Below are 24,454 nucleotides of genomic sequence, written 5' to 3' on the forward strand. Positions count from 1 at the left end.
AGAACTGTGCCAAAGGGGGTCACCGCGTGTCCGACGTACCACCGCCCGCGCCGATCATGGTCGGCGGATACGGATCCGCAGGCGGGTACAAATTCAGCGAGGACGAGGTCGACTCGGTTATCAAGCAGTGGGAAGACCTGCGGGTGAACCTGAACAAGGACCTCTCCGATGCCCGGTTCATCGCCGATGTCAAGCGCCCGGCCGACGAGTTCGCCAGCAACGACTTCATCGCCAAAGGCGCGAACCCTTCCGGACAGACCCTGCTGGAGCAGCACCAGCGCATGGTCGACTATGTCACCAACTTCATCACCGCGTTGAAGGCCGCCAAAAACAAAATCACCGTCGCCGAGCAGGAAGCACGCGACGCCGCAAGCAAGACGAAGGTCTGAGCTGCTCATGCCGCACCGCACCATCCGGATCGCCGCCGCTGCCGTCGCCGCTCTCGGTCTCTTGACCGCGTGCAGCGGAGGAGGAAAAACCGGAGGAGGGGACGCCCCGCCTTCGTCCGCCGCTGCCAGTTCGACAGCCGGGGGCAGCGGATCCGGTCCGAAGGTCCCGGCCCCGCTGCCGACCCAGGACTTGCTGGGCGACAACCCGTGCAAGGTCCTCACCAACGCCGAAGCGACCGATTTCGGCCTGGTCGCGCCCGGCGAGAAGGCGACTGGGCAGGTCCCCGGCTGCGACTGGAGGTCGGCCGACGAAGGCCAGAACTCCATCGGGCTGCGGCTGTCGGCGTCTCAGACCCCGCACGGCATCAGCGACATCTACGACCAGAAGGCCCGGCAGGCGTACTTCCAACCGGTATCTGTCGATGGCTATCCGGGCGTCTATGCCGATACCCAGGACGGTCGGCCTTCCGGCACTTGCACGTTGTGGCTCGGGGTGACCGATCAGCTCGCGGTCGCAGTGATCCCGTCGATCGGTGTCGGTCCTAACAAGAGCAACCCCTGCGGTCTCGCGCAGAAGTTCGCGGGCGCACTGATCAAACACCTGAAGGCGGCATGACCACCCGTCAGCCGGCGCCCGGCTCAGAAGAAGGAGTGGCTCATCATGGGGAATGACGCCAACACCGTAGGCAAGGAACTGAAGTACGCGGCGGGCGGTGCCGTCGCCGGCGCAGCGGTCGGTTCGGTCGTGCCGGTCGTCGGCACGGCGGTCGGCGCTGTCGCAGGTGCCGCGGTCGGCAGCCTCGTCGGCCTGTTCAGCGGAGGTCCGGACGCGGAGCTCGCCCAGGCGGACCTCGGCGGCCGGTCGATCGACGCGCGCACGATCTGGGAGAAGATCCACGTCGGCGACAGCTCGTCGCTGCAGAACGGCGTCCATTCGGCCAACAATCTCAAGACGGTGCACAGCGACCGGATCACCGAGATCGACAACCTGAACAAGAAGATGGACGCCGCCTGGCAGGGCGGCGGCGCCACCGCGGCGCAGGCGGGCGCGCACCCGCTCGGCGTCTGGCTGCAGGACTCGGTCAACAACCTCGGCAAGAGCCACACGTACCTGAACACCCAGGTCGACTGCTTCTCCACGGTCAAGGGCAAGGTCCAGGAGATCGCCAAGGATCCGCCGCACGCCGGGTTCCTCGACGGGATCAACCCGCTGAGCGACAAAGACGACGAGATCAACCAGTACAACGAAACCGGCAAGGCGAACGTCCAGGCCTACACCAACTACTTCAACGCCAGCGGGCAGAACGCGAGCCAGCTGCCGCAGTACAGCGCCTGGCAGGGGAACAACATCTCCAACCCTGGCGGCGGTCCCGGCGACTTCGGCGGCGGGCCTGGCGGCACGGGCGGCAACTTCGGCGGCGGTCCCGGCGGCGGAGGCGGCGGCTTCACCCCGCCGAAGGTGGACACGCCCAAGTTCAACCCGAACATGCCGCCCAACACCCCGCCGCACACCACGGTCCCGACCGGGCCGGGCGGTCCCGGGCACGGCATCACGGACCCGACCGGCCACTACCCCGGCGCGAACGACGGCGTGACGACGTCGGGCTGGACGCCTCCGACCGACCCGAGCAAGTTCAACCCGAGCACGTTCGGTCCCGGCGGCGGCGCCGGCCACTTCGGTCCGGGCGGCGGCGGTGGCGGCGGCGCGGGTTCCGGCGCTGGCGCGGCCTTCGGTCCCGGCGCGTTCGGCGCCGGCGCGGGCTTCGGTCCCGGCGGCACCGGTTCCGGTGCGGCCGCGGGCGGCCTGGCCGGCGGTGCCGGAGCGGGCGGCATGGCCGGAGCCGGTCGCGGCATGGGCGGAGCGGGCAAAGCCGGTGCGGCCGGAATGGGCGGCATGGGTGCCGGAGGCAAGGGCGGCAAGGGCCAGGAGGACGAGGAGCACCAGACGAAGTACCTGGTGGAAGAGGACGCCAACGAACTCTTCGGCTCCGATCAGCTGACCGTCCCGCCGGTTATCGGTGAATGAGGCCAGCCGACGTGATCACGCTTGACCGACCCACCAAGTTCACCCTCCCGACGCTGTACAACCTGATCCGGCGTCGGGGCGGTGAGCCCCATCAGGCCATCGCCGAAACCCCGGTGTTCCACGACCCGGACGCCGAGCGGAAGCTGGACCAGCAGGTCAACGAGGCGCTGACCGAGTCCGGCCTGATGGGACCGCGCGGCATGGACCGCGATCTGCTCGCGCTGATCGAGTCCATCTCGCATCCGCAGCTGGAGTACTACGGCTGGTTCGACGGCACCTTCGAAGACGGCAGCCCCGGCAACTACTCGGTGCTGTGCGGCAGCGGGAACGGCGGCGGCTTCGGGCTGCTCCGGGTCATCGGCGAGAACACCGTCACGGTGTCGCGCCAGCGGCCGGACCTGCTGCTGCAGACGTTCCTCGACCTCCTGCCCGCGGGCAGGGCGGCGGCCGGGCAACCGCTCATCACCAGCCGCAGCGAGTACCAGAGCGGCCGGGCCGCCGGCTCGGAGGACGTTTCGCGGGGCTCGATCATGCAGAGCGGGCAGCGCAACGAGCAGCTTTCGCCGCTCAAGGAGATCCAGCGGATCCTCAAACTGCCGCGCACCGGCAGCGGCGCGCTGTACGTCGCGACCCGCCCGAACGGCGGACGGCGGCGGCGCATCCCGAAGCCGGTGAACTTCATCGACACCAGCGAGGGCCGGTGGCTGATGGAGGAGCGGCCGGGGCAGGACTCGCTCATCGTGTTCACCCCTGGCACTCCGCAGGCCATCTCCGAACGGCTGCGCCAAGCGCAGAGCTCCTTGGGCTGAGCGCCCCGAGCGTTACTCCGGGTGGGGTTCCCGGTACGGCACCGCGAGGTGGCCGGCCGGTGAACCTCACCCGGTTTCGCGTTTGCGGCCGGTTAACCTGCGCTTTTCCCGGATCGCTCACTGTCCGCAGCCATCGGCTGGACCAAGCGGGCCGTTCTCCTTCGTTCAGCCCATCGGGTCGGTGATCTACCGTGCGTAGCAACCATCCACAGGGCAGTGGACCGGCCCGGGTGCGACACGCCGAAGAACCAGTTCGACACGACACGCCGGACGAGTTTTCGCGAAGTTCTCCACAGTCTCTACACAGGCCTTGACCTGCGGGTTTTGCGAAGCCGATCTGCACTGTCCCCACTTTGTCCACAGGCTCACCGGCACCTGTGATTCGTTGCCCCCAGTCATCCACAGGTTGTCCACAGGACGGTCAACACCCGGAATTGCGCTCGTCCTTCCGGGGGATCTAGCGTGCGTTCGCGCCCAGTACTCCCGGTGGCTCCGCGTGGCGGTCATCGGCGCGGGGAACCGTCCGGTCCATCATCGAAGAGGACCGGGCGGACGAGGTGGGAAAGCCGGGCCGACTCCGGCATACTCGAACAGGTGTTCGCCTTGACCGGTCTCTTCGCGAGACGGTCGGCGGGCGCGGTTCGGCACAGGCGCACGCGAGACAGGCGCACGCGAGACGACGGGGCCGGCCGGGACGACGGCTGGGCGAGGGAGGTGTCCGGGCAGTGGCGGTGACCGATGACCGCGGTCCGGCGTACGCGGAGTCCGATCCGGGTCCGAGCGACCCCGGCCCTGGCGGGTTCGACCGCCAGCCGCCGCAGGACATCGCGGCGGAGCAGTCGGTGCTCGGCGGCATGCTGCTGTCGAAGGACGCGGTCGCCGACGTCATCGAGGCGCTCGGCCCCGGCGATTTCTACCGGCCGGCCCACCAGGCCGTGTACGACTGCATCCTCGATCTCTACGGCCGCGGCGAACCGGCCGACCCGATCACCGTGGCGGCCGAACTGGAACGCCGCGGCGAACTCGGCCGCGTCGGCGGGGCGCCGTACCTGCACACGCTCATCGCGACCGTGCCCACCGCGGCCAACGCGGGCTATTACGCCGAGATCGTGTCCGAGAAGGCGGTGCTGCGCCGGCTCGTGGAAGCGGGCACGCGCATCGTGCAGTACGGCTACGGCGCGGCCGCGGCCGACGGCGCGAACATCGACGAGGTCGTCGACCGCGCACAGGCCGCGATTTACGACGTCACCGAACGCCGCACGAGCGAGGACTACGTCGCGCTGGAGGACCTGCTCCAGCCGACCATGGACGAGATCGACGCGATCGCCTCGCGCGGCGGCCAGTCCCAGGGCATCCCGACCGGATTCGCCGACTTCGACGAGCTGACCAACGGCCTGCACCCCGGCCAGATGATCATCGTCGCGGCCCGTCCCGGTGTCGGCAAGTCGACTTTGGGACTGGACTTCGTCCGTTCGGCGTCCATCAAGCACGGCCTGACCAGCGTCATCTTCTCGCTGGAAATGAGCCGCACCGAGATCGTGATGCGCATGTTGTCGGCCGAGGCGAAAATCCGCCTCGCCGACATGCGCGGCGGCAAGATGTCCGACGACGACTGGACGCGGCTGGCCCGCCGGATGAGCGAGGTGTCGGAGGCCCCGCTGTTCGTCGACGACTCGCCGAACATGACGATGATGGAGATCCGCGCGAAGGCCCGCCGGCTCAAACAGCGGCACGACCTGAAGCTCGTGGTCGTCGACTACCTGCAGCTGATGACGTCTGGCAAGCGCGTCGAATCGCGGCAGCAGGAGGTTTCGGAGTTCTCCCGTCAGCTGAAGCTGCTGGCGAAGGAGATCGAGGTGCCGGTGATCGCGATCTCCCAGCTGAACCGTGGTCCGGAACAGCGCACCGACAAGAAGCCGATGCTGTCGGACCTGCGTGAATCCGGTTCGCTGGAGCAGGACGCGGACATCGTCATCCTGATCAACCGCCCGGACGCCTGGGAACGCGACGATCCCCGCGCCGGGGAGGCCGACCTGATCCTGGCGAAGCACCGTGCCGGTCCGACGAGCACGATCGTGGTCGCCCACCAGCTGCACTACAGCCGGTTCGCCGACCTGGCTCACGACTGACATCGACGCTCACTGCGAGCAGATGGTTAAGGGCGTCGACGTGGCGGCCCAAGAGGCACCGGCCTGGATGACGTTCGGCTCGCTGCTCGGCGCTTCCTGCTGGGGTGGGTGCGGTCGGTGGTCCAGGCGAGCGCGGCGATGACGGGGAAGGCTGCCGCGGTGAGGGTGACCGCCTGCCAGTTGCCCAAGTGGTAGGCAAGGGTGCCGAGCTGGGAGCCGATGGCACCGCCGAGGAAGAAGGTGGCGATGTAGACGCTGGTGATCCGAGCGCGGGCGTCGGCGTCGAGTTGGTAGATGGTGTGCTGTCCGAAGATCAGGGAGCACTGCACGGCGCAGTCCAGGAGGACTGCGGCGGCGGCGAGAACGAGGATCTGGTGGGCGGCCATCCCGGCCCAGACGAGGGCGGCGGAGGCGAGCAGGCAGGTCGCGGGGGTGAGCCGGTGGGCGAGCCCTCGGTCGGCGAGGCGGCCCGCGAACGGGGCGACGAGTGCGCCGGCGGCCCCGACGAAAGCGAACAGGCCGATCTGGAGCTGGGAGTAGTTGTACGGCGCGACGGCCAGGACGTAGGAGATAGTCGTCCAGAACGCGCTGAAGGCAGCGAACATGCAGGCGTGGTAGAAGGACCGGCGGCGCAGCTGCGGGTGCACGCGGACCAGACGGGCCGTGGAGCGCAGCAGCGCGGGGTAGGAATGAGTGCTGGTGGAGGCCCGGCGGGGCAGCGCGCGGCGCAGGACAAGGGCCAGGATCGCCATCAGGGCGGCGGAGACCAGGTAGACGGCGCGCCAGCCCGCGACGTCCGCGAGCAGGCTGCCGACGGTGCGGGAGAGCAGGATCCCGGCGAGCAGTCCGCTCATGACCTTGCCCACCACAGCACCGCGCAGGTGATCGGGGGCGAGGTCGGCGGCGTAGGGGACGAGGACCTGTGCGACGACAGAGGTGGCGCCCGCGACGAGCGCGGCGATGAGCAGGACGGTGAAGGTGGGGGCGAGGCCGCCGGCGGCCATGGCCAGGGCCGTGACGGTGAGCAGGACGGAGACCAGGCGGGAGTTCTCGATGCGGTCGCCGAGGGGGACCAGGAACACCATGCCGGCGGCGTAGCCGAGCTGGGTCAGGGTGATCAGCAGGCCGGCGGTCGAGTCCTGGAGCTGGAAGGTCCGGCGCAGCATCTCCAGGAGCGGCTGGGCGTAGTAGAGGTTGGCCGCGGTCAGCCCGCAGGAAGCGGCCAGGAGTACGACCAGCCAGCCGGGCAGTGCTCGCTGTCGCGTGTTCGGCTCCGGTGTGGCACCGGCGGCTGTGGACATGGTCTATCTCCGGATGCGGACGCGGGAGGGGAGAACGTCGATCGCTCGAGCGAGCAGTCGACCAGAATAGAACTAAGGTTCTACATTGAACCTTGATTCAATATAGAACGCGATGAGTACGATGTCAAACATGAAGAACCCGGGCGACCCGCTACCCCAGGGGATCGAAATCGGTGCGCTGTCCAGGATCATTCGGCAGCACTTCGCCGACCGGATCGAGCAGGTCATCGACCCTCTGGGGCTCACTCTCGGGCAGTGGACGGTGCTGCGGGAGCTGAAGCGGACCCCCGGTGCCTCCGCCTCGGAGCTCGCGCGCGCCGCGGTCCACACGCCGCAGGCCGTCAGCCGTCTCATCCGGACCCTGCAGGAGGAGGGACTGGTGGAGCGCTCCCCAGCCCGGGGCCGGGTGGTGGACAACCATCTCACGGCCAAGGGACACAAGCTGATGGACGAGACCTTCATCCAGATTGAGGCCCGGCTGGCTCCGGCACTGGAGAAGTTCGGCAGGGCCAACACCGAGGAGTTCCGCCGTCTGTCTCATCTCCTCATCGAAGCCCTGGAAAACCCGGCCTGAGCCAGCTGATCGGGGGTCACCGGTGGACGCGACGTCGACGCCGTGTCGAGCTGGACGTCGCACACCGCTAAGCCCGGGCGACCTCAGCGGTGTGCGCGGGGAGGTAGCGCTCGCCCAGCACCTGGTCGCTCAGCGGGTCCAGCACGGCCAGCGCCTCGGCGTCCAGGGTGAGGTCCAGCGCGGCCGCGTTCTGCTCCAGCCGGGCCGGGCTGCGGGTGCCCGGAATGGCCGCCATCGCCACCCCGAGCCGCTCGGCCTGGGCGTACACCCAAGCAAGCGCCACCTGGGCCGGGGTGGCATCCAGCCGGCCGGCCACCTCGCGCACGGTCTGCGCGATCGTCTCGTTGGCGTCGCCCGCCTCGCCGGCGAAGCGGGGGTTGGTGCGCCGGAAGTCCTTCTCACCCAGCGCGGAGCGGTCCAGGACGCCGGTCAGGAACCCCCGCCCCAGCGGCGAGTACGGCACCAACCCGACCCCCAGCTCGGCCAGCACCGGGGTGACCGCCTCGACGTCGCGGGTCCACAGCGAGTATTCGCTCTGCACCGCGGTGATCGGATGCACCGCGTGCGCCCGGCGCAGCAGCTCGCCGTCGACCTCGGACAGGCCCAGATGGCGGACCTTGCCGGCCTCGACCAGCTCGGCCATCGCCCCGACTGTCTCCTCGATCTCCACGTCCTGGGGCGGGCGGTGGGCGTAGTACAGGTCGATCACGTCGACGCCCAGCCGCAGCAGCGAGGCGTCGCAGGAGCGCAGCACGTAGTCCCGGGCACCGCGGATGCGACGTGCCTGGTCTCCGGCGCTGCGGTCGATGCCGAACTTCGTGGCCAGCTGCACCTGGTCCCGGCGACCGTGGACGGCCCGGCCCACCAGCACCTCGTTGTGTCCGCTGCCGTAGGCGTCGGCGGTGTCCAGGAACGTGATGCCCAGCTCTAGAGCCCGGTTGATGGTGGCCAGGCCGCCGTCCCAATCGGCGGCACCGTAACTCTCGCTCATCCCCATGCACCCGAGGCCCATCGCGCTGACGGTGAGACCGGACGAGCCGAGTGTGGTTCGGGTGATCATGCGCGGACACTCCTCCTGTTGACGGACGCGTCCGAAGCTAGGAGGTGGAGCGCGCTCCATGTCAAGCGAAGCGACTCAGCCGTCGGACGGGCTCGGGGCGGAATTGGCCAAGGTCTCGCGCTGGGCATCGGCGATCTGCTGGGTGTCGGAGGCGTCCGCGCGGCGGATGACGAACAGCTTCGCGAGAGCCAGCAGGCTCGGCCCGGTGAGCAGCGCCGCGAGCCAGGTCTGCCCGCTTACCCCGACGATCACGCCGCCCGTCAGCATTCCCGCCGCGAGGGCGAAACCGGCCCAGAGCCCGCTGAGATACCGCACGTGCCGACGTCGCTGCTCGTTCTCCAGTTGGCGAAGTTTTCGCTCGCCTTCCTGATGGCAGCGACGTTGCTCGTTCTCGGTCCGGCGCAGCGTCTCCAGGCGATGCTCGTGCTCGCGCTGGAGTTCCGGCTCGAGTGCTTTGAGGGCGATCTCCAGGTGTTCAGGGGAAACCTGGGCCCACATCTGCGCGATCCGCTCAGCGTGGGAGGCATGCTCACTCATCGGACGCCGTCCCCCTGTTGTCGTCATCGCGGGTCGTCGCGGCGCGGAGGGCGTACTCGACGGACGGCTCGCGCAGCAGGTCGGCCGGGGGTGGCCCGAGCGCGAGGAACAGCCGCTGCAAACCGGTGTTCACGCGAGCCGCGGACTCTTGCACCGCGTCGACGGCTGGCGTCGTCCCGCTGGGGAGGCCGTCCAGCCATCGCTGTACCACTTCGACGCGTCGGGCCTGCTCGTTCGCAGCGGTGTCGGGGTGGGCGGGAGCCGGTCGGGTTCCGCCGTGCTGCGGGTGCACATGGCTGAGCAATTGCGCGAGTTTGCTCTGCGCACGAGCGCGACGCGACTTCACCGTTCCCTCGGCGATGCCCAGCAACCGCGCGGTCTCGGCCACCGAGTAGCCCTCGACGTCCACCATCATGACGACAACGCGCTGTTCCTCGGACAGCTCGTTGATCGCATCCATGGCACCGCGGGGAACTACCCGTTCCCAGCGACGGGATTCAGGAAGCGGGAAGGTGGGACGGGCCTGTTTGCGCCGAATCCGGTCCAGGCAGGCCTTCACCACGATGAGATGCAGCCACGTGGCGAGCTGGGCTTCCGCCCGGAACATCGCCGCCTGGCGAAACGCCGAGATCATGGCGTCCTGCAGAGCGTCCGCGGCCTCCTCGGGGTCGCCCAGCGTGCGCAGCGCCACCGCCCACATCCGGTCCCGGTGCCGTTCGATCAGCTCGGCGAACGCAGCCGGATCGCCTCCCAGGTGGCGCGCGAGGAGGTCGGCGTCGCTCAGCGCGGAGGAAGACGAGTCGCCCATCTCGCCCCCTTCGCCCCGGCATCCGGGGGTAGCGGAACCGCTCCGTAGTGCTCCAGCTTAGCTCCGCACGACCCCCGGCGAGGCAGGATTCCAGCGCTCAGCCCTGATGGGGCCGCCAGTCCGCGACCAGCTCCAGCAATCCGGGGAAACGGGCGTTGAGGTCCTCCGCGCGCACCCGGCTGCGGCGTTCCAGCCCGTACTGCCGCTGCCGCAGGACGCCCGCCTCGCGCAGTGCCTTGAAGTGGTGGGTCAGCGACGACTTCGGGCGGTCGAGCCCGAACCAGCCGCACGGATGGTCGTAGGCCTCGCGTTCCAGCAGCAGTTTCCGCACGATCGTCAGCCGCAGCGGATCGCTCAGCGCACCGAGGACGATTTCCAGCCGCAGGTCTTCTCGCGCCGGTTCGGGAAGCGGCGACGGGAGTTCGGCGGGCGGGGCATCCGGGTCGGTCACCGAGGTCGAGCGCATGCCGCCATTCAACCACTCCAGTACGAGATAAGTCGAACTACTGCTAGGTTCGAGTTCATTCGTACTAGTTCGACTTATCTCGTACTGGAGGATCCATGACCGTCGTCGCGCCCTCGCGGGTCAGCAGTCCGTGGCTTGCCGCGTGGCCGGTTACCGCGGTTTTCGTGCTTTCGAACGCGCCTACCCCGCTGTACGTGCTGTGGCAGCACCGGCTCGGGTTCTCCGCTGGCACGCTCACGGTGATCTTCGCGGCCTACATCGCCGGGTTGCTGGCCGCGCTGCTCGTGGCGGGGCGCGCGTCGGACCGGCTCGGGCGCAAACCTGTTGTGCTGCCTGGGGTTTTGCTCGCTCTGCTCGCTTGCGGGTTGTTCGCGGTCGCGACGTCGGTGTTCGCGCTGGCGGTCGCTCGGCTGCTGGCCGGGATCGCGGTCGGCATCACGGTGTCGGCGGGCATGGCGGCGGTCGTCGACGTCGGCGGGCCTGGACGTGCTCGCACTGCGACGCTCGCGGCGTCGACCGCGATGGTGTTCGGCGCTGGACTCGGACCGCTGCTGGCCGGGGCGTTGTCGGAAACGCTGCCGGGGCCGACCGTGACGATCTTCGTGGTTTCGGCCGCGCTCCTGCTCAGCGCGGTCGTCGTGGTTGTTCGTCTGCCGCTCGGGCGACCGGTCGATTCCGGCGCGGGCGGCTGGGTGCGGGTCCCTGCGGTGCCGCGGGCACAACGCAAGTACGTAGCGCTCGGTATCGCGGTTTTCGCGCCGGGGATCACGTCGACGTCGTTCGTGCTTTCCCTCGGACCGGCACTGCTGGCCAGCGTGCTCGGCACCAGCAACCGCCTCCTCGCCGGGGCCACCGCGTTCGTGATGTTCGGTGCGGCGACTGCGGTTCAGTTCGCGGCGAAGCGGCTCGAGGTACGCACCATCCTGCTCACTGGCGCGGCGGCGGGGGTCGCCTGCATGGCCGCGTTGCTAGTCGCCGTCCACGCGCAGTGGATCGCGGCCATCGTGGTGACCGCCGTGTTCGCGGGAGCCGCGCAGGGGCTTGGCCAGCTTGGCGGGCTCACCCTGATCAGCACCCACGTGCCCGAGCGGCGGCGCGCCGAGGCCAACGCTCTGCTCAACTTCGGCGGTTATCTTCCGGCCGCACTGCTGCCCGTCGGCACCGGCTACCTCAGTGACGCCCTCGGAATCGCTACCGGATCGACGGTTTTCGCCGCGCTTCTCGCGCTTGCCGCGCTGACAGCTGGCGGAATCGTGTGGCGTTCGGCCCGCTGACGGTCAGGAACGGCCGCCTGGTTGCCAGTTGTGCACCTCGATCGCGGCGTAGTGCTCAGCGGTGAGCAGTCCGCGCGCCGCGTCGGCATCGGCGGCTTGCACCAGGGCCGCCGTGCCGAGCCAGGCGGTGCCGTCGTCGGACCACAGCGGGCCGTAGGCGATCAAGGCCTCCGTGGCGGCCGGTTCAAGGTCGGCGGCGGGACCGGAACCCAAGCCCAGCACCAAATACAGGTTCGCCGCCTCCGGATCGCCGGGGAACTCCCACATGGTGCGGCCGAGAACGTTGTCCCAGCGGCGGATCAGGACGTCCCGGTAGGCACCGGCCTGGTAATTCGGTTCCGCGAAAGCGAATTCGCGCGCCGCGGCGGCGTCCGGCAGGTCGACGATGTGCACGCTTCCGGTCGGGAGTCCGCCGTTCATGGTGGGGCCACGGGCGATCAGTTCGGCGGCGAAACCGTCCATATAGGACCAATGCTTCTCGAGCAGCTCGGTGCGCAACGCGGCGGAGCCGGGGCGGTCCCGGTGGTAGACGAAGAACTTCACCGGGCGAGTCTGACGCACTTTCCGGGAGCCCGAGCACGAATTCGCCAAGACCGGAAACACGGCGTACGGTTGTAGTTGAAGTTTCAAACACTTGGAGGCAGCCATGGCGACCCGCACCCCGGTCCTGTACCTGAGCCACGGTGCGCCCCCGCTCGCCGACGACGCGACGTGGACCCGGCAGCTCGCGGAATGGTCCGCCGACCTGGCGAAACCTCGCGCGATCCTGGTCGTTTCGGCGCACTGGGAAGAGGCTCCGCTGACGCTCGGCGCGACCACGACGGTCCCGCTGGTCTACGACTTCTGGGGCTTCCCCGAGCGCTACTACCAGGTCACCTACGCCGCGCCGGGAGCGCCGGAGCTGGCCGCGCAGGTGCGCAAACTGCTGCATTCCACCGAAACCCCGGTGCACGACGCGCCTGACCGCGGCCTCGACCACGGCGCGTACGTCCCGCTGGTGGAGATGTTCCCCGCCGCCGACGTCCCGGTGCTGCAGATCTCCATGCCCTCGCTCGATCCGCGGGCGCTCTACGACCTCGGCCGCAAACTCGCGCCGTTGCGCGACGAAGGCGTACTGATCATCGGCAGCGGATTCTTCACCCACAACCTCCGCGCGATGCAGGAAGTCAACGGCACCAACGGAACTCCGCCGGGGTGGTCCGCGGAATTCGACCACTGGGGCGACGAGGTGCTGCGCGCCCGCGACCTCGACGCGTTGCTCGACTTCCAGCACAAAGCCCCCGCCGCCGCGATGGCCCACCCGCGGATCGAGCATTTCGCGCCGCTGTTCGTGTCGCTCGGGGCCAGTTCGGCCGAGGGCGAGGGCCGCACGGTGATCGACGGCTTCTGGCACGGCCTGGCAAAGCGATCGCTCGAATTTTCCTGACCCAGCACAAAAAACGGGCCCGGAAGCACGTGGCTTCCGGGCCCGCCCGGGGTTACCCCCGGCTCGCTTCAGGCGAAGCGGTTCACTTCTTGAAGATGCCGGTCACCTTCGCGGCCAGCTTCTGGAACGCACCCAGCGGACCGGTCGCGTCACCGGCAGCCGGAGTGGTCGGCAGGGTCGTCGGCGCACCCGGAACGGCGGGCAGCGCGGTGACGGCCGGCAGCTGGTTCAGCGTCGGCAGCGACGTCTTCACCGGCAGCTGAGCGGGAACGGCGGGAACGTCCGCACGCTCGGCGCCCGGCAGCGCCGGAACACCCGGCAGCGCCGGGGCCGACGGCAGGTGGACGCCGTTCTGAAGCCCGGACACCGACGGCAGCGCCGAAGCACCCTTCAGCTGGTTCAGCTGACCCAGCGCGGACAGGCCGCTGACCTGCGGCACGTCGGCACGCTGGGCACCCGGCAGGGCCGGGGCGGGCAGCGTGGTGGCGGTGGGCAGGCTGCCCAGGCCCGGCAGCGCCGGAGCCGACGGCAGCGACGGCGCGGCCGAGGAGCCACCCGGCACGGCGGGCAGCGCGGGGAGCTGGTCAGCGCCCATCTCGCCGCCGATCGGCACGTCGATGGCCGGCGGCTCCTCGACGTCGGTCGCGTTGGGGGCCTCGGCGGTGGCCACGCCGAGCACCTCCAGCGGCACGTCGTAGACCTGCACCAGCGCACCCAGCGGGTGGTAGAAGTCGAAGCCGGACAGGGCTTCGCCGGTGCCGTCGGTGTTGGTGTCGTCGTCGCCGTCGGTCACGTCGGTGACGTTGTCGCCGACCGCGTGCGCCACGCCGCCCACGGCCACGCCGTCGCCGAAGACCTGCGCAACAGCCGGGACCGGGAAGTCGAGGATGTCGCCCGAGATCGAGCCCTCGGTGCCCGAGGTGGTGTCCTCGCCAGCGTCGGTGACGACGGTGTTGTTCATGGCGTCGCCCGAGGACACGCCCGCCGCGGAGACCGCGTCGCCGAAGACCTGCGCCACCGGAGCGGCGTCCGCGCCGACGATGTCGCCCGCGACCGCGCCACCGTCACCGTTGGTGGTGGCGTCGCCGCCCGCAGTGGAGGTGACGTCGTTGGTGGCGGTGCCATGGCCGATCGCGCCCCCGGCGACCCCGTCGCCGAAGATGGTGCCCGCACCGGCGATCGGAGCCTTGACGATGTCGCCGGCGAGCGCGCCGTCCTTGCCGTCGGCGCTGGCGTTGCCGCCCGCCTTCGAGTCGGTCAGGTTGGTGCTGTCGCCGGTACCGATGCCGGCCACCGAACCGCCGACGCCGTGGCCCTGGACCGGCAGCGAGACCGGAGCCTCGACGAGGTTGCCCGCGCCCGCGCCCTGCGCGCCGGTCGCGTGCACGTCGCCACCCGCGGTGGAGGTGGTGTCGTTGCTGGCCTTGCCGTGGCCCTGGCCGACGAACGAGGCACCGTCGCCGAACACCTGCACCGGCAGCGAAGCCGGAACGGTGCCGAGGTTCGAGCTGAGGAAACCGTTGTCGTCAGCGGTGTTCCCGCCGCCGCCGGCCTTCACGACCTTGGTCTCGGAGCCGTCGGCCGAGCCCTGCCCGATGAACGAGCCGCCCACGCCGAACACCTCGGCCGGCGCGGCCACCGGGACCTGCACGATGTTGCCCGAGCCGGACGAGTCATTGCCCTGGGTGCCGTCGTAGTTGCCCGCGGTGACGGTCTTGGTCTCGGTCGAGGTGCCCGAGGCGTTGCCGATGTGGCTGCCGCCGATGCCGTGCACCTCGGGGGCGCCCGCGATCTGGCTGTTGACGATGTTGCCGGTCAGCGTCGAGCCGTTGCCGGTGGTGTAGCTGCCGTCACCGGAGGTGGCGGTGGTGGTGTTGTCGCAGTTCGCGACCGCGCGGCCGATGTAGGTGCCGCCCACGCCGCACGCCTCGACCGGGAGCGCCACTGCCGGGTCGACCACGTTGGCCGAGCCGGCGGCGTCGTTGCCGCTCGTCTTCACGAAGCCGCCGGAGGTGGCGGTGGTCTCGTGGGTGGAGGAGGAGGCCTGCCGGCCGACCGTGCCGGTGTCGGCGTTGCCGATCCACGAAGCGGCGACGGACGCGACGTTCGCGACCGGGCTCGTCTGCGCGGCGGCGGCGTTGCCGGACAGGAACGACTGGTCCCCGTCGGTTTCCTCGTAGGTCGGGAGGCCGTGCAGGCTGCCCGGACGGGTGTCGCCCGCCTTGGCGTCCGCCGAGGAGCTGGAGACGGAGTCCGCGTCCGAGCCCCACGCGCCGGCGGCGTTGCCGTTGAACTTGACCGGCAGCGCGATCGGCACGCCGACCACGTTGCCGCTGCCCGCGGCGCCCTTGCCGTTGGTCTTCATCGAACCGCCGGAGGCGGCGGTGGTGTCGGCGTTGTAGTCGCTGTAGGCGTTGCCGAGGATCCAGGACGCGGCGTTGCCGGTCACCTGGACCGGGGTCGCGAACTGGCCGCCGACGACGTTGCCGGACAGGCCGGAGCCCTCGCCGGTGGTGTCGATGTTCCCGGTCTCGGTCGTGCTCTGGTGCGCCGAACCGCCCTTGACCGCACCGCTGCCGCCGGCCAGGCCGACGCCGTTGCCCGCGATCTGCACCGGGAGCGCCCAGTCGAGCGCCACGACGTTGCCCGCGATGCCGGAGTGCTTGCCGTCGGTCGCGGTGTCCTGGTTGTGGGTGTAGGTCTGGTCGTGGTCGCCGCCCTGGACGTGCGCGTCGCCGATGACACCGACGGCGTTGTCCACGATCTGGACCGGGACGACGAGGTCCCCGTTGACCTTGTTGCCCTTGAACACGTCGCGGGTCGGCTCAAGCTGCTGCCGGGGCGCGTCGCCCTTGGGGAGGCTGCCGGTCAGGCTGCCCGCGGAGCCGCCGGGCGTCTTCGCCGAGGCGAGCGCTCCCTTCACGGCCGAGGTGACGGGCTTGGTGCTGATCTCGTTGTGGTGCGCCGGGAGGTCGACCTGCCCGAGCGGGGTGCCGATCGCGTTGTTGGCCTCGTCGATCGGGACGGTGACGTTCAGGTCGAGCGGGGAGGCCGGGGTGTCCGGGTTGACGTTCTCGTCGGCCGAGGCGATGCCGGTGCCCAGCATCAGCAACCCACCCGTGACCAACGCGGTCTGGAGTCCGCGCTTTGCCCAGGTCTGCATGGGGTTTTTCTCCTTCATATCGGGGTCCCTTGCGGGTTTGTGGCGGTGTTCCTGCGTCTCAGGAATGCACCGGGGAATGCGTGCGCGGAAATTGCGCAGCGCGCGAAAAACCCGCGGGATATGTGTCGATGACGGCGACCGCACGCGAAGGCGTGCAGAGGGTGCGTCAAAGACCCCGCGGGTGAAGTGGATCAGTCAGGAGTGACGCCGGGCTGTTCGCCCGGGGTGCGCGGCGTGTGCGCGAGGCCGGTGCGGGTCGAACCCGCAACAGCGCTGTCGACGGCGGCGGCGACCCAGGAGGGAACGCCGAAGTGCAAACCGTCGAGGTGTCCGCCGGGCGCGGTGTTGCCACCGGCCGGGGAGTTCGGGATGGAGAGCGGCGCGGCCGGAAGCTGCGCCGGGGAGAACGGGGCACCGGGCAGACCACGGTCGCCGTGGTGCCGCGCCGGCAGTTCGGCGCCCTGCACCGGAGCGGTGGACTGAACGTCCGCTTCCGGGAAGACCGACTGCAGTGCGTCGGACGTGGTGATCGCGGCGGCGCCGAGGTTTTGCTCCGCCTCGGCGGGCTGCTCGGGAATACCCGTGCCCGGCGCGGGCAGCTGCTCGGAGCCGGGGGCCGGAACGTCCGGCAGTTTCGGCAGATCGACCAGGTTCGAGGGAGTGCTCGGGTCGAGCAGGTCCCACAGCTTCCGGCCGAAATCCTGTGCGGCGGGCGGCGGGGTGGTCGCGTCGGCGATCACCTGGCGGGCGTCCTCCGGCTTGCGCGCGATGTGCTCGAGCGAGCCGACCGTGCGCTGCACCGGCTTGACGACCGCCTGCTGCCCGAGGTCGCTCACCGCGGCGCTGACCTTTCCGGCGGCCTCCTGGCCGTCGGCGAGGTCGTCGCGGTGTGGACCGCTGAGCCGGTCGAGCGAGCAGGTGGGCCGCGACGTGCCTGGTTCAGACCACGTGGTGGCACCCTGGCCACACGACGAAAGCCCTTGCACCGCACCGGTGACCTCGCCCGCGAACCGGGACGCGCCGTCGGTGACGTCGCTGATCCCCGCGGTCGTCGCGTCGGTGACCGGCGTGACGCTCGCGTCGACCGTGTCCGCCGAAGCGGCGGAAGAGGAGACGGCCCACGCGGCCGCGGTGGCCGCGAGCGCGCCGCCGACGACGAACAACGCACGCGACGCGAGACGGCCGAAGCGCGTCGCGCCCCGCCTCTCGTGCACAGCGTCGTTCGTCACAGGTGATTTCTCCTCAGGCGAAAAATGATTTCGGTTTTTCGGCGGAACGGCACAGTTCCGCGGTGGTGCAAAACCGAGACAACCAAATTCACTGCCCTCCGCGCATCCTCGACACGACTTGATGCCACCATCGTGTGAACAACACAGAGTGTGGCCGGGCCTCACGATGGGTCATCCCAGGAGAAGACAGCCGGTTACTCCGGAGTCGGTTCGCGCGGCCGTGGCGAAGCGGTGATTCACACCGGCCACTGGGCGATCCGCCCAGTTTTCGCCGGCCGGGCCGATACGGTTGACCCTGTGAGCCAGCCAGGGCGCGGACAACGCGAACAACCGTCCCTTTCCGATCCAGTCGCCGACGTCACCGGCTTCATCCCGCGCGGCCTGCGCGTATCCGCCGCGCTGTCGTGGCGGTTCATCGTGGTGATCGCCGCGCTGTACGCGGTGGTGTGGCTGCTGGGCTATCTCGCGTCGGTCGTGGTGCCGGTGTCGATCGCGCTGCTGCTTTCGGCGCTGCTGGCCCCGGCGGTGTCGCGGCTCGTGCAGATCCGCTTCCCGCGCGGGCTGGCCACGGCGATCGTGCTCGTGGCCGGGCTCGCCGTGCTCGGCGGCCTGCTGACGTTCGTGATCACCCAGTTCTCCAGCGGCCTTCCCGAACTGCAGCAGCAGCTGACCACGAGCCTCAACCAGATCAAGGACTGGCTGATCAACGGTCCGCTGCACCTGCGCCAGGAGCAGATCCAGGACTTCATCAACCAGGCGATCGGCTTCCTGCAGAACAACCAGGCGTCGATCACCACCACCGCACTGACCACGGCGGGGACCGTCGGCGAGATCCTCACCGGCTTCGTGCTGACGCTCTTCGTCACGATCTTCTTCCTCGCCGGGGGCGGCGGCATCTGGTCGTTCCTGGTGCGCGGCGTGCCGCAGCGGGTGCGCCGGCGGGTGGACGTGGCGGGCAGGCGCGGCTTCGCGTCGCTGGTCAGCTACATCCGCGCGACAGCGGCGGTGGCCGTGGTCGACGCGGTCGGCATCGGCATCGGGCTGTGGATCGTCGGCGTGCCGCTGGTGATCCCGCTGGCGACACTGGTGTTCCTCGGCGCGTTCATCCCGATCATCGGCGCGCTGATCACCGGCGGCGTCGCGGTGCTGATCGCGCTCGTGTCGAAGGGGATCATCGGCGCGGTGGTCGTGCTGGCCATCGTGGTCGGCGTGATGCAGCTGGAAAGCCACGTGCTGCAGCCGCTGCTGCTCGGCCGCGCGGTGCGGCTGCATCCGCTCGCGGTGGTTCTCGCGATCGCCATCGGACTGGTCGCCGCGGGGATCGCGGGCGCGCTGCTCGCGGTGCCGCTGCTGGCCGTGCTCAACTCCGGGGTCCGGTCGCTGCTGCACGAACACGATCCCGATCCGGCGACGGTCGACGCGCTGCACAGCCAAGCCGCGAACCCGAACGACGACCCTGAAGAGGGCACGGACGACAAGACCGACAAGGACGCCGGCTCCGGCGAAGACGAGAAGTGAGCGTTCGATCCATCCGAGATCCGGTGGCACCGCTGTGGCGCGGTGTCGTGGTGCTGCGCGTCGTCACGTGGTTGTTCGCGCTGGCAGTGGCGATCGCGCACCACTCGGGCTTCCAGCGGCCGTGGCTGGGGTGGGTCGTCATCGGAGTGATGGCCGTGTGGTCTGTCGTGTCGAGTCTGGCGTACATGCGCGAGAACGGACGGCACCGCTGGCTGGTGATCTTCGACCTCGTACTCACCACAGCGCTCCTGCTCACGTCGCCATGGATCCTGTCGGACGCGCAGTTCGACAACGCGACTACGCCGTTGATCACCACGGTCTGGGCGGCGGTAGCGCCGATCGCGGTGGCAACGCGCTTCGGCGCGCGCAGGGGCGTACTAGCGGGCCTCGTCATAGCAGTAAGTACTGGTGTCGCACGCGCGCACGTCGACATCGACGTCATCCGTGACGGCGTGCTGTTGTGCGCGAGCGGGCTCCTTGTCGGCATGGCGGCGACGCTCGCGCGTAGCTCCGCCGAAGCGCTCGCACGCGCACTTCGCACCGAAGCAGCGACGGCCGAGCGCGAACGGCTCGCGCGCTCGATTCACGACAGCGTGCTTCAGGTCCTCGCGCGCGTACGGCGGCGCGGTCTCGAAGTAGGCGGCGAAGCAGCAGAGCTGGCACGGCTCGCGGGGGAGCAGGAGATCGCGTTGCGCGCGTTGGTGAGCAGCGAGCCGACGCGGTCCGGCGACACCGCAGACCTCCGTTCGGCGTTGCAGCTGCTGGCGACCACCTCGGTGCAGGTCTCGACCCCGGCCGGCACGGTGGACCTGCCCGCGCACGTCACCGAGGAACTCGTCGCGATCACCCGGGAAGCACTGGCTAACGTGGAGAAACACGCCGGCCCGGACGCACACGCCTGGGTGCTGCTGGAAGACCTCGGCGGCGAGGTCGTGGTGAGCATCCGCGACGACGGGCCGGGGATCGAAAACGGCAGGCTGGAACGAGCCGAGGCCGAGGGCAGGCTCGGGGTCGTGAAGTCGATTCGCGGCCGGGTGAAAGACCTCGGCGGGACCGCGGTGCTGGACAGCGCTCCCGGCCGGGGCACGGAGTGGGAAGTGCGGGTGCCAGCCACGATGAGGGACGGGCGATGACGGAACGGACGATCTCCGTGATGGTGGTCGACGACCACCCGATCTGGCGCGACGGCGTGGCCCGCGACCTGTCCGAGAACGGGTTCGAGGTGGCCGCGACCGCCCCGGACGCGCCGGCGGCGATCCGGATCGCGCGCACGGTGCGACCGGACGTGGTGCTGATGGACCTGAACCTCGGCGGCACGTCGGGTGTCGAGGCGACCCGCGAGATCACCGCGGCGGCGCCGGACACGCGCGTGCTGGTGCTCTCGGCCAGCGGCGAGCACAACGACGTGCTGGAAGCGGTGAAGGCGGGCGCGTCGGGCTACCTGGTGAAATCGGCGTCCGCGGCGGAACTGGTGGACGCGGTGCGCCGCACGGCCGACGGCGACCCGGTATTCACCGCCGGGCTGGCGGGCCTAGTGCTCGGTGAGTACCGGCGGATGGCGGACGCCCCGGACGGCGTGCCGGAACCGCCGCGGCTCACCGACCGGGAGACCGACGTGCTCCGGCTGGTCGCGAAGGGACTGACCGCGCGGCAGATCGCGGAGCGGCTGGTGCTGTCGCACCGGACGGTGGAGAACCACGTGCAGTCGACGTTGCGGAAACTGCAACTGCACAACCGGGTCGAGCTGGCGCGGTACGCGATCGAACACGGGCTGGACGAGGACTGAGGTCAGGAGGTCGCGACCCCGGCGGCCTGCTGCGCTGAAGCGAGTTTCGCCTTCCCCAGCCGCCACGCCGGTTCGCTCGGATGCCACGCCGCGACCACCCCGTCGTCCACGATCAGGTCGCCGGCTTCCGTCCACTCCAGGCCGGAGTGCTTCAGGTTTTCCGTCGAATACGGCATCGACGGCGTTTGCTGCCAGGTGCCGTCGCTCAGATTCAACAGCCACAGGTCCCGGGTCTGCGTGCCGGTTCCGGGGAATGACGGGGTGCCGAAATCGACCGCGGCGACACTGCCGTCCCGGCTGGGCAGCACGTACGGATTGGGCTCCGGGACCGGCAGAGTCACCGGTTTCCGCGCACCGCTGCGCAGGTCAAGCACGGTCAGGTCGGTGAGGCCGCCGAGGACGAGCCGGTCGCCAGCCGCGGCGAGGATGCGCGGCGACTGCTGCACGGAGCGCCCGGTGGCCGGGTCGATCAGGACGTCAACGGTGTCCGCGCCCCCGTTGCCGACAGTGATCAGCAATCCGTGCGACGTCTCCACCCGGACGAGCGTGCGGCATGACGCCACCGTGCCCCGGCCGAACGAGACACCGGTGAGCGCGACGTGTTCCAGCCGGCAGAGGTCCGGACCGTCCTCGCGGATCAGCCACACGCTGGTGCCGTCCGCACCGGGGGCCGCGCTCATCGCTTTGCCGAGCGACCGCGGTGCCGAAAGCCCCAGGTAGACATACACCTCGGCCGGAGGACAACCGGATTGCTGGCAGGTCGGCGCGGTCAGCACGACCGGGGTGTGGCCGACGCGCACCACCGACACCACCCGCTGCCCGCCGGGAACGCCGGGCAGGGTTCCGCGCGCGCCCGAGTCGGCGTCGAACACTGTCGGCGGGGACGTGGCCAGCAACAACTCCACCCCGATGCCGCCGGTGGCGACGTTTCCCTCGATGCCGGTCGGCGGAGGCAGGGTCGGCGGGGCCGGCGTCGGGCGCGCCGAACTCACCGGGGCGGGCGCCGGAGCGCCGCTCGTGCAGGAGATCAGCAGGCAACCGGCCGCGGCCAGCGCGACCATTGCGCGGAGTACGGGTCCGTTCAGGGTTTTTCCCCGATCTGCCAGCGGAAATCGAGTTCTACCATCGATGTCATGGCCGAGGAAGAGACGATCGCCGCGCAGCCCGCGACCGAGACCAAGCCGTTGACCGCGCGCGACATCCGGGTGTCCGACGACGAACGCGAACACGTCGTCGGGGTGCTGCAGAAAGCCATCGGGCAGGGGATGCTCACCCTCGACGAGTTCACCGAACGCACCGACCAGGCGCTCGCGGCCCGCACCCGGGGCGATCTCAACGCCGTCCTCGCCGACCTGCCCGGGCTGGTGCACCCCGGCGCGGCCCCGCAGTACTCGCCGCTGCCCGACCCGCCCGGCTACGCACCGAACTACGGGCTTGGCCAGCGGCTCGAACTCAACGCCAAGTACTCGTCACTGCAGCGCAGCGGCCCGTGGCAGGTCCCGGCCGCGATGGTGGTGCGCAACAAGTACGGCAGCACCAAACTCGATTTCACCGAGGCCCGCGTCGCCACCCCGGTGGTGCAGATCGAACTCGACGCGAAATGGGGTTCGGTCGAACTGGTCATCCCGCAGCACGCGGCGGTGGACTACAACTCGATCACCGAGATCAAGTTCGGCTCGCTCGACGACAAGACCGGCAGCAACGGCCGCGCGGGCACCCCGCGCTACGTGCTGACCGGACGCATCCACGGAGGCTCGCTGGTCATCCGCCACCCTCGGCGGGGCATTTTCGGCTGACCAGCGTCCGGCGCCGGATCCGGTTACCCCATCTCTCACCGGGTCCGGCGTCCCCTTACCGGGAGACCGCCTCCGCGACCGCCTTGCGCGCCGAGGCCGGATCGGCGGTGGCCAGCGCCGCCGCCGCGATCTCCCGCGCCTGTTCCCGCGACACTGTCGCGAGGCTCGCGCCGACCGCCCGGACCGCCGGGGCGTTCATCGACAGACTCGTCAGGCCGAGCCCGGCCAGCACCAGCGCGAGCCGCGGGTCGGCCGCGGCCTCGCCGCACACGCCCGCCGGTTTGCCGGTCGCTTCCGCCGCGTCGCCGATCAGCTTCAGCAGGCGCAGGAGGCCGGGCTGCCACGGGTCGTTCAGCTTCGCGACCGCGCCGAGCTGGCGGTCGGCGGCGAAGGTGTATTGGGCCAGGTCGTTGGTGCCGACGGACACGAAGTCGACCGCTTCCAGGATTTCCCGCGCCAGCAATGCGGCGGCGGGAATCTCGATCATCACGCCCGCGCGCGCGATCCCGGCGGCGCGCACGCGCTCGGCGAACCAGGCGGCTTCCTCGACGGTGCCGACCATCGGGGCCATCACCGAAACTTCCGCGCCGGAGTCCTCCGCCGCGCCCGCGATGGCTTCCAGCTGGCGGTCGAGCACCTCGGGCCGGTCGAAAGCGATCCGCAGGCCACGGACACCGAGCGCCGGGTTGGGCTCGTCGTCCGGAGACAGGAACGCGAGCGGTTTGTCCGCGCCCGCGTCCAGCGTGCGCACGATGACCGGCTTGCCGCGGAACGGCGAAAGCACTGCGGCATAAGCTTTTCGCTGCTCTTCGACGGACGGCTCGGCCGGTGCGTCGAGGTAGCAGAACTCGGTGCGGAACAGGCCGACGCCCTCGGCGCCCGCGTCCGCGGCGGCCTGCGCGTCGGCCGGGGAGCCGACGTTGCCGTACACCTTCACCCGGTGCCCGTCGGACAGTTCGCCGACGCCGTTCCATTCGGCCGGGCCGGACGCGGCGGCGGTGACGATCGGCGCGGACGCGTCGACCGCCTCGATCACGCCGGTGTCGCCGTCGACCGACAGCGCCTTCGCCTCGGACGCCAGCAGCCCGCGCACCGCGACGACCGCCGGAATCCCCAGCGCCCGCGCGAGAATCGCGGTGTGGCTCGTCGGGCCGCCCTCCTCGGTGACCAGCGCGAGCACCTTCGCCGGGTCGAGACCAGCGGTGTCGGCAGGCGCGAGGTCGCGGGCGACGAGAACGCTCGGCGAAGTCAGCTCAGGCACCCCGGGCGGGGCGACGCCGAGCAGTTCGGCGACAAGCCGGTCGCGCACGTCGCGCACGTCGCGGACCCGCTCGGCCATGTACCCGCCAGCGGCCGCGAGTGCTTCCGCGAAACCTTCGGCGGCCTGGTAGACGGCGCGGGCCGCGGGTAGGTTCCGCGCCGTCACCAGCTGTTGAGCCTGAGTGGTGAGCGCCGGGTCGGCGGCCATCGCGGCCGTGGTGATGAGGATCGTCGCGGCCTCGCCGGTCGCGGCCTCGGCCTGCGCTTCGAGCCGCGCGGCGACCGCCTGCGCGGCGGGTTCGATCCGGGCCGCCTCCGCTGCCGGATCGGCCGGCGCTGGCGTGCTGGCGGGTTCCCCGAGCGGCTCGGCGACCCGCACGACGGGTCCGCTCGCGCGTCCGGGGCTCACCGCGACCCCGGTCAGCGAGGAACCGGCAGCGGACTCGGCCGGAGCGGCGGCACTCTCAGACATGGTCTAGACCATAGCTCACGTAGACCTCGATCTCTCGCGGCGCCGCGTCCGTTTCCCGATTTCGTACCCGTTCGACCACCGGACGCACCTCCTCGTGCCACCAAGCGCTGGCCAGTTCCGCGCGGTCGCGCAGGACCCGGCCCCGCAAAGTCTGCCGGAAACCCCAGGCCTCCGCCGAGTCCGCGAGCCGGAACCAGTCGGCCGGGTCGTCCAGCCACAGGTCGGTGCGATCGGCGTCGGCGAGCGGGACCCGCTCCAGAAACATCCGTTCGGCCTTCTTCGACGGCAGATCCGCCATCGTCAGGCAGCGCATCGCCGGAGCGGTCGGACCGGACGTCGGCTACGACCGTCTCGGCTCCGCGCGCCCTGGCCAGCGCGATCCGGTGGTGTCCGTCCTCCACGAAGTACATGTCGCCCAGCCGCACGAGCCG

The 24,454-nt window shown here is 70.3% G+C and carries 22 protein-coding genes and 1 pseudogene; 12 read left to right on the forward strand and 11 right to left on the reverse strand.

Annotation, left to right across the window (positions count from 1 at the left end):
• Window positions 1-26: 26 nt before the first annotated feature.
• The 5 genes from ACWGIC_RS23005 to dnaB all read left to right on the forward strand — a co-directional run bounded on the left by ACWGIC_RS23005 (window position 27) and on the right by dnaB (window position 5,353).
• Window positions 27-389: a hypothetical protein gene (locus tag ACWGIC_RS23005; protein WP_452077997.1), complete on the forward strand. Its 363-nt coding sequence runs from the start codon at window positions 27-29 to the stop codon at window positions 387-389.
• Window positions 390-396: 7 nt separating this feature from the next.
• On the forward strand, window positions 397-1,005 hold the full coding sequence (locus tag ACWGIC_RS23010; protein ID WP_452077998.1) for a DUF3558 domain-containing protein: 609 nt from the start codon (window positions 397-399) through the stop codon (window positions 1,003-1,005).
• A 45-nt stretch (window positions 1,006-1,050) separates the two neighbouring features.
• Window positions 1,051-2,415, forward strand: a complete 1,365-nt coding sequence (locus ACWGIC_RS23015) for a hypothetical protein (protein WP_452077999.1) — start codon at window positions 1,051-1,053, stop codon at window positions 2,413-2,415.
• Between the two features lie 11 nt (window positions 2,416-2,426).
• The gene (locus ACWGIC_RS23020; protein ID WP_452078000.1) at window positions 2,427-3,224 is read left to right on the forward strand and encodes an ESX secretion-associated protein EspG; all 798 of its coding nucleotides are present in this window, start codon (window positions 2,427-2,429) and stop codon (window positions 3,222-3,224) included.
• Window positions 3,225-3,949: 725 nt separating this feature from the next.
• Window positions 3,950-5,353, forward strand: a complete 1,404-nt coding sequence (gene dnaB, locus ACWGIC_RS23025; protein ID WP_037809085.1) for a replicative DNA helicase — start codon at window positions 3,950-3,952, stop codon at window positions 5,351-5,353.
• Between the two features lie 26 nt (window positions 5,354-5,379).
• On the opposite strand, the gene ACWGIC_RS23030 is transcribed toward dnaB, so the two are convergent.
• Window positions 5,380-6,654 (reverse strand): MFS transporter, encoded by a 1,275-nt coding sequence (locus tag ACWGIC_RS23030; RefSeq protein ID WP_452078001.1) that lies wholly within the window; start codon window positions 6,652-6,654, stop codon window positions 5,380-5,382.
• Between the two features lie 130 nt (window positions 6,655-6,784).
• Between ACWGIC_RS23030 and ACWGIC_RS23035 the strand changes: the two genes are divergently transcribed.
• A complete protein-coding gene (locus ACWGIC_RS23035; RefSeq protein ID WP_452078002.1) occupies window positions 6,785-7,228 on the forward strand; it encodes a MarR family winged helix-turn-helix transcriptional regulator in 444 nt (147 codons plus the stop codon).
• Window positions 7,229-7,295: 67 nt separating this feature from the next.
• Here the strand turns inward: ACWGIC_RS23035 and ACWGIC_RS23040 are convergent, their stop codons facing one another.
• The 4 genes and pseudogenes from ACWGIC_RS23040 to ACWGIC_RS23055 all read right to left on the reverse strand — a co-directional run bounded on the left by ACWGIC_RS23040 (window position 7,296) and on the right by ACWGIC_RS23055 (window position 10,099).
• A complete protein-coding gene (locus ACWGIC_RS23040) occupies window positions 7,296-8,288 on the reverse strand; it encodes an aldo/keto reductase (protein ID WP_452078003.1) in 993 nt (330 codons plus the stop codon).
• Window positions 8,289-8,363: 75 nt separating this feature from the next.
• On the reverse strand, window positions 8,364-8,825 hold the full coding sequence (locus ACWGIC_RS23045; RefSeq protein ID WP_452078004.1) for a hypothetical protein: 462 nt from the start codon (window positions 8,823-8,825) through the stop codon (window positions 8,364-8,366).
• A gap of 262 nt (window positions 8,826-9,087) precedes the next feature.
• A pseudogene (sigM, locus tag ACWGIC_RS23050) lies at window positions 9,088-9,633 on the reverse strand (RNA polymerase sigma factor SigM); the annotation flags it as partial.
• A gap of 97 nt (window positions 9,634-9,730) precedes the next feature.
• On the reverse strand, window positions 9,731-10,099 hold the full coding sequence (locus tag ACWGIC_RS23055) for an ArsR/SmtB family transcription factor (RefSeq protein ID WP_452078005.1): 369 nt from the start codon (window positions 10,097-10,099) through the stop codon (window positions 9,731-9,733).
• Between the two features lie 95 nt (window positions 10,100-10,194).
• On the opposite strand from ACWGIC_RS23055, the gene ACWGIC_RS23060 reads away from it, so the two are divergent.
• Entirely contained in the window at window positions 10,195-11,373 is a 1,179-nt protein-coding gene (locus ACWGIC_RS23060) for an MFS transporter (protein ID WP_452078006.1), read from the forward strand.
• 3 nt (window positions 11,374-11,376) lie between these two features.
• Here the strand turns inward: ACWGIC_RS23060 and ACWGIC_RS23065 are convergent, their stop codons facing one another.
• Window positions 11,377-11,916, reverse strand: coding sequence for a YciI family protein (locus tag ACWGIC_RS23065; protein WP_452078007.1), 540 nt, complete (start codon window positions 11,914-11,916; stop codon window positions 11,377-11,379).
• 103 nt (window positions 11,917-12,019) lie between these two features.
• On the opposite strand from ACWGIC_RS23065, the gene ACWGIC_RS23070 reads away from it, so the two are divergent.
• Window positions 12,020-12,799 carry a dioxygenase family protein gene (locus tag ACWGIC_RS23070; RefSeq protein WP_452078008.1) on the forward strand — a complete coding sequence of 260 codons (780 nt, stop codon included), beginning with the start codon at window positions 12,020-12,022 and terminating at the stop codon, window positions 12,797-12,799.
• 82 nt (window positions 12,800-12,881) lie between these two features.
• On the opposite strand, the gene ACWGIC_RS23075 is transcribed toward ACWGIC_RS23070, so the two are convergent.
• On the reverse strand, window positions 12,882-15,962 hold the full coding sequence (locus ACWGIC_RS23075; RefSeq protein ID WP_452078009.1) for a PE-PGRS family protein: 3,081 nt from the start codon (window positions 15,960-15,962) through the stop codon (window positions 12,882-12,884).
• Window positions 15,963-16,153: 191 nt separating this feature from the next.
• A complete protein-coding gene (locus tag ACWGIC_RS23080; RefSeq protein ID WP_452078010.1) occupies window positions 16,154-17,191 on the reverse strand; it encodes a hypothetical protein in 1,038 nt (345 codons plus the stop codon).
• 297 nt (window positions 17,192-17,488) lie between these two features.
• On the opposite strand from ACWGIC_RS23080, the gene ACWGIC_RS23085 reads away from it, so the two are divergent.
• From ACWGIC_RS23085 to ACWGIC_RS23095, 3 genes are read left to right on the forward strand one after another with little or no spacing between them, the layout of a single operon-like run.
• Window positions 17,489-18,709 carry an AI-2E family transporter gene (locus tag ACWGIC_RS23085; protein WP_452078011.1) on the forward strand — a complete coding sequence of 407 codons (1,221 nt, stop codon included), beginning with the start codon at window positions 17,489-17,491 and terminating at the stop codon, window positions 18,707-18,709.
• Window positions 18,706-19,842 (forward strand): MacS family sensor histidine kinase, encoded by a 1,137-nt coding sequence (gene macS / locus ACWGIC_RS23090; RefSeq protein WP_452078012.1) that lies wholly within the window; start codon window positions 18,706-18,708, stop codon window positions 19,840-19,842. Before ACWGIC_RS23085 ends, macS begins: the two co-directional genes overlap by 4 nt.
• Window positions 19,839-20,495 carry a response regulator gene (locus ACWGIC_RS23095; RefSeq protein ID WP_452078013.1) on the forward strand — a complete coding sequence of 219 codons (657 nt, stop codon included), beginning with the start codon at window positions 19,839-19,841 and terminating at the stop codon, window positions 20,493-20,495. The genes macS and ACWGIC_RS23095 overlap by 4 nt, the downstream gene beginning before the upstream one ends.
• A gap of 2 nt (window positions 20,496-20,497) precedes the next feature.
• Here the strand turns inward: ACWGIC_RS23095 and ACWGIC_RS23100 are convergent, their stop codons facing one another.
• On the reverse strand, window positions 20,498-21,556 hold the full coding sequence (locus tag ACWGIC_RS23100) for a hypothetical protein (RefSeq protein WP_452078014.1): 1,059 nt from the start codon (window positions 21,554-21,556) through the stop codon (window positions 20,498-20,500).
• Window positions 21,557-21,628: 72 nt separating this feature from the next.
• Here ACWGIC_RS23100 and ACWGIC_RS23105 point away from each other — a divergent pair, with 72 nt between their 5' ends.
• Entirely contained in the window at window positions 21,629-22,291 is a 663-nt protein-coding gene (locus ACWGIC_RS23105; RefSeq protein WP_452078015.1) for a DUF1707 SHOCT-like domain-containing protein, read from the forward strand.
• Between the two features lie 55 nt (window positions 22,292-22,346).
• On the opposite strand, the gene ptsP is transcribed toward ACWGIC_RS23105, so the two are convergent.
• Window positions 22,347-24,023, reverse strand: a complete 1,677-nt coding sequence (ptsP, locus tag ACWGIC_RS23110) for a phosphoenolpyruvate--protein phosphotransferase (protein WP_452078016.1) — start codon at window positions 24,021-24,023, stop codon at window positions 22,347-22,349.
• On the reverse strand, window positions 24,016-24,321 hold the full coding sequence (locus ACWGIC_RS23115; RefSeq protein ID WP_452078017.1) for a hypothetical protein: 306 nt from the start codon (window positions 24,319-24,321) through the stop codon (window positions 24,016-24,018). Before ACWGIC_RS23115 ends, ptsP begins: the two co-directional genes overlap by 8 nt.
• Between the last annotated feature and the right edge of the window lie 133 nt (window positions 24,322-24,454).

It is taken from the genome of Amycolatopsis sp. NPDC054798 (genome assembly GCF_053611505.1).

Coding starts and splice junctions, on each gene's coding strand:
- ACWGIC_RS23060 (WP_452078006.1), top strand. CDS start 10,195: ATGACCGTCGTCGCGCCCTCGCGGGTCAGCAGTCCGTGGCTTGCCGCG.
- ACWGIC_RS23035 (WP_452078002.1), top strand. CDS start 6,785: ATGAAGAACCCGGGCGACCCGCTACCCCAGGGGATCGAAATCGGTGCG.
- ACWGIC_RS23095 (WP_452078013.1), top strand. CDS start 19,839: ATGACGGAACGGACGATCTCCGTGATGGTGGTCGACGACCACCCGATC.
- ACWGIC_RS23015 (WP_452077999.1), top strand. CDS start 1,051: ATGGGGAATGACGCCAACACCGTAGGCAAGGAACTGAAGTACGCGGCG.
- ACWGIC_RS23055 (WP_452078005.1), bottom strand. CDS start 10,099: ATGCGCTCGACCTCGGTGACCGACCCGGATGCCCCGCCCGCCGAACTC.
- ptsP (WP_452078016.1), bottom strand. CDS start 24,023: ATGTCTGAGAGTGCCGCCGCTCCGGCCGAGTCCGCTGCCGGTTCCTCG.
- ACWGIC_RS23010 (WP_452077998.1), top strand. CDS start 397: ATGCCGCACCGCACCATCCGGATCGCCGCCGCTGCCGTCGCCGCTCTC.
- ACWGIC_RS23075 (WP_452078009.1), bottom strand. CDS start 15,962: ATGCAGACCTGGGCAAAGCGCGGACTCCAGACCGCGTTGGTCACGGGT.
- ACWGIC_RS23100 (WP_452078014.1), bottom strand. CDS start 21,556: ATGGTCGCGCTGGCCGCGGCCGGTTGCCTGCTGATCTCCTGCACGAGC.
- ACWGIC_RS23105 (WP_452078015.1), top strand. CDS start 21,629: ATGGCCGAGGAAGAGACGATCGCCGCGCAGCCCGCGACCGAGACCAAG.
- ACWGIC_RS23030 (WP_452078001.1), bottom strand. CDS start 6,654: ATGTCCACAGCCGCCGGTGCCACACCGGAGCCGAACACGCGACAGCGA.
- ACWGIC_RS23045 (WP_452078004.1), bottom strand. CDS start 8,825: ATGAGTGAGCATGCCTCCCACGCTGAGCGGATCGCGCAGATGTGGGCC.
- ACWGIC_RS23115 (WP_452078017.1), bottom strand. CDS start 24,321: ATGGCGGATCTGCCGTCGAAGAAGGCCGAACGGATGTTTCTGGAGCGG.
- ACWGIC_RS23070 (WP_452078008.1), top strand. CDS start 12,020: ATGGCGACCCGCACCCCGGTCCTGTACCTGAGCCACGGTGCGCCCCCG.
- ACWGIC_RS23040 (WP_452078003.1), bottom strand. CDS start 8,288: ATGATCACCCGAACCACACTCGGCTCGTCCGGTCTCACCGTCAGCGCG.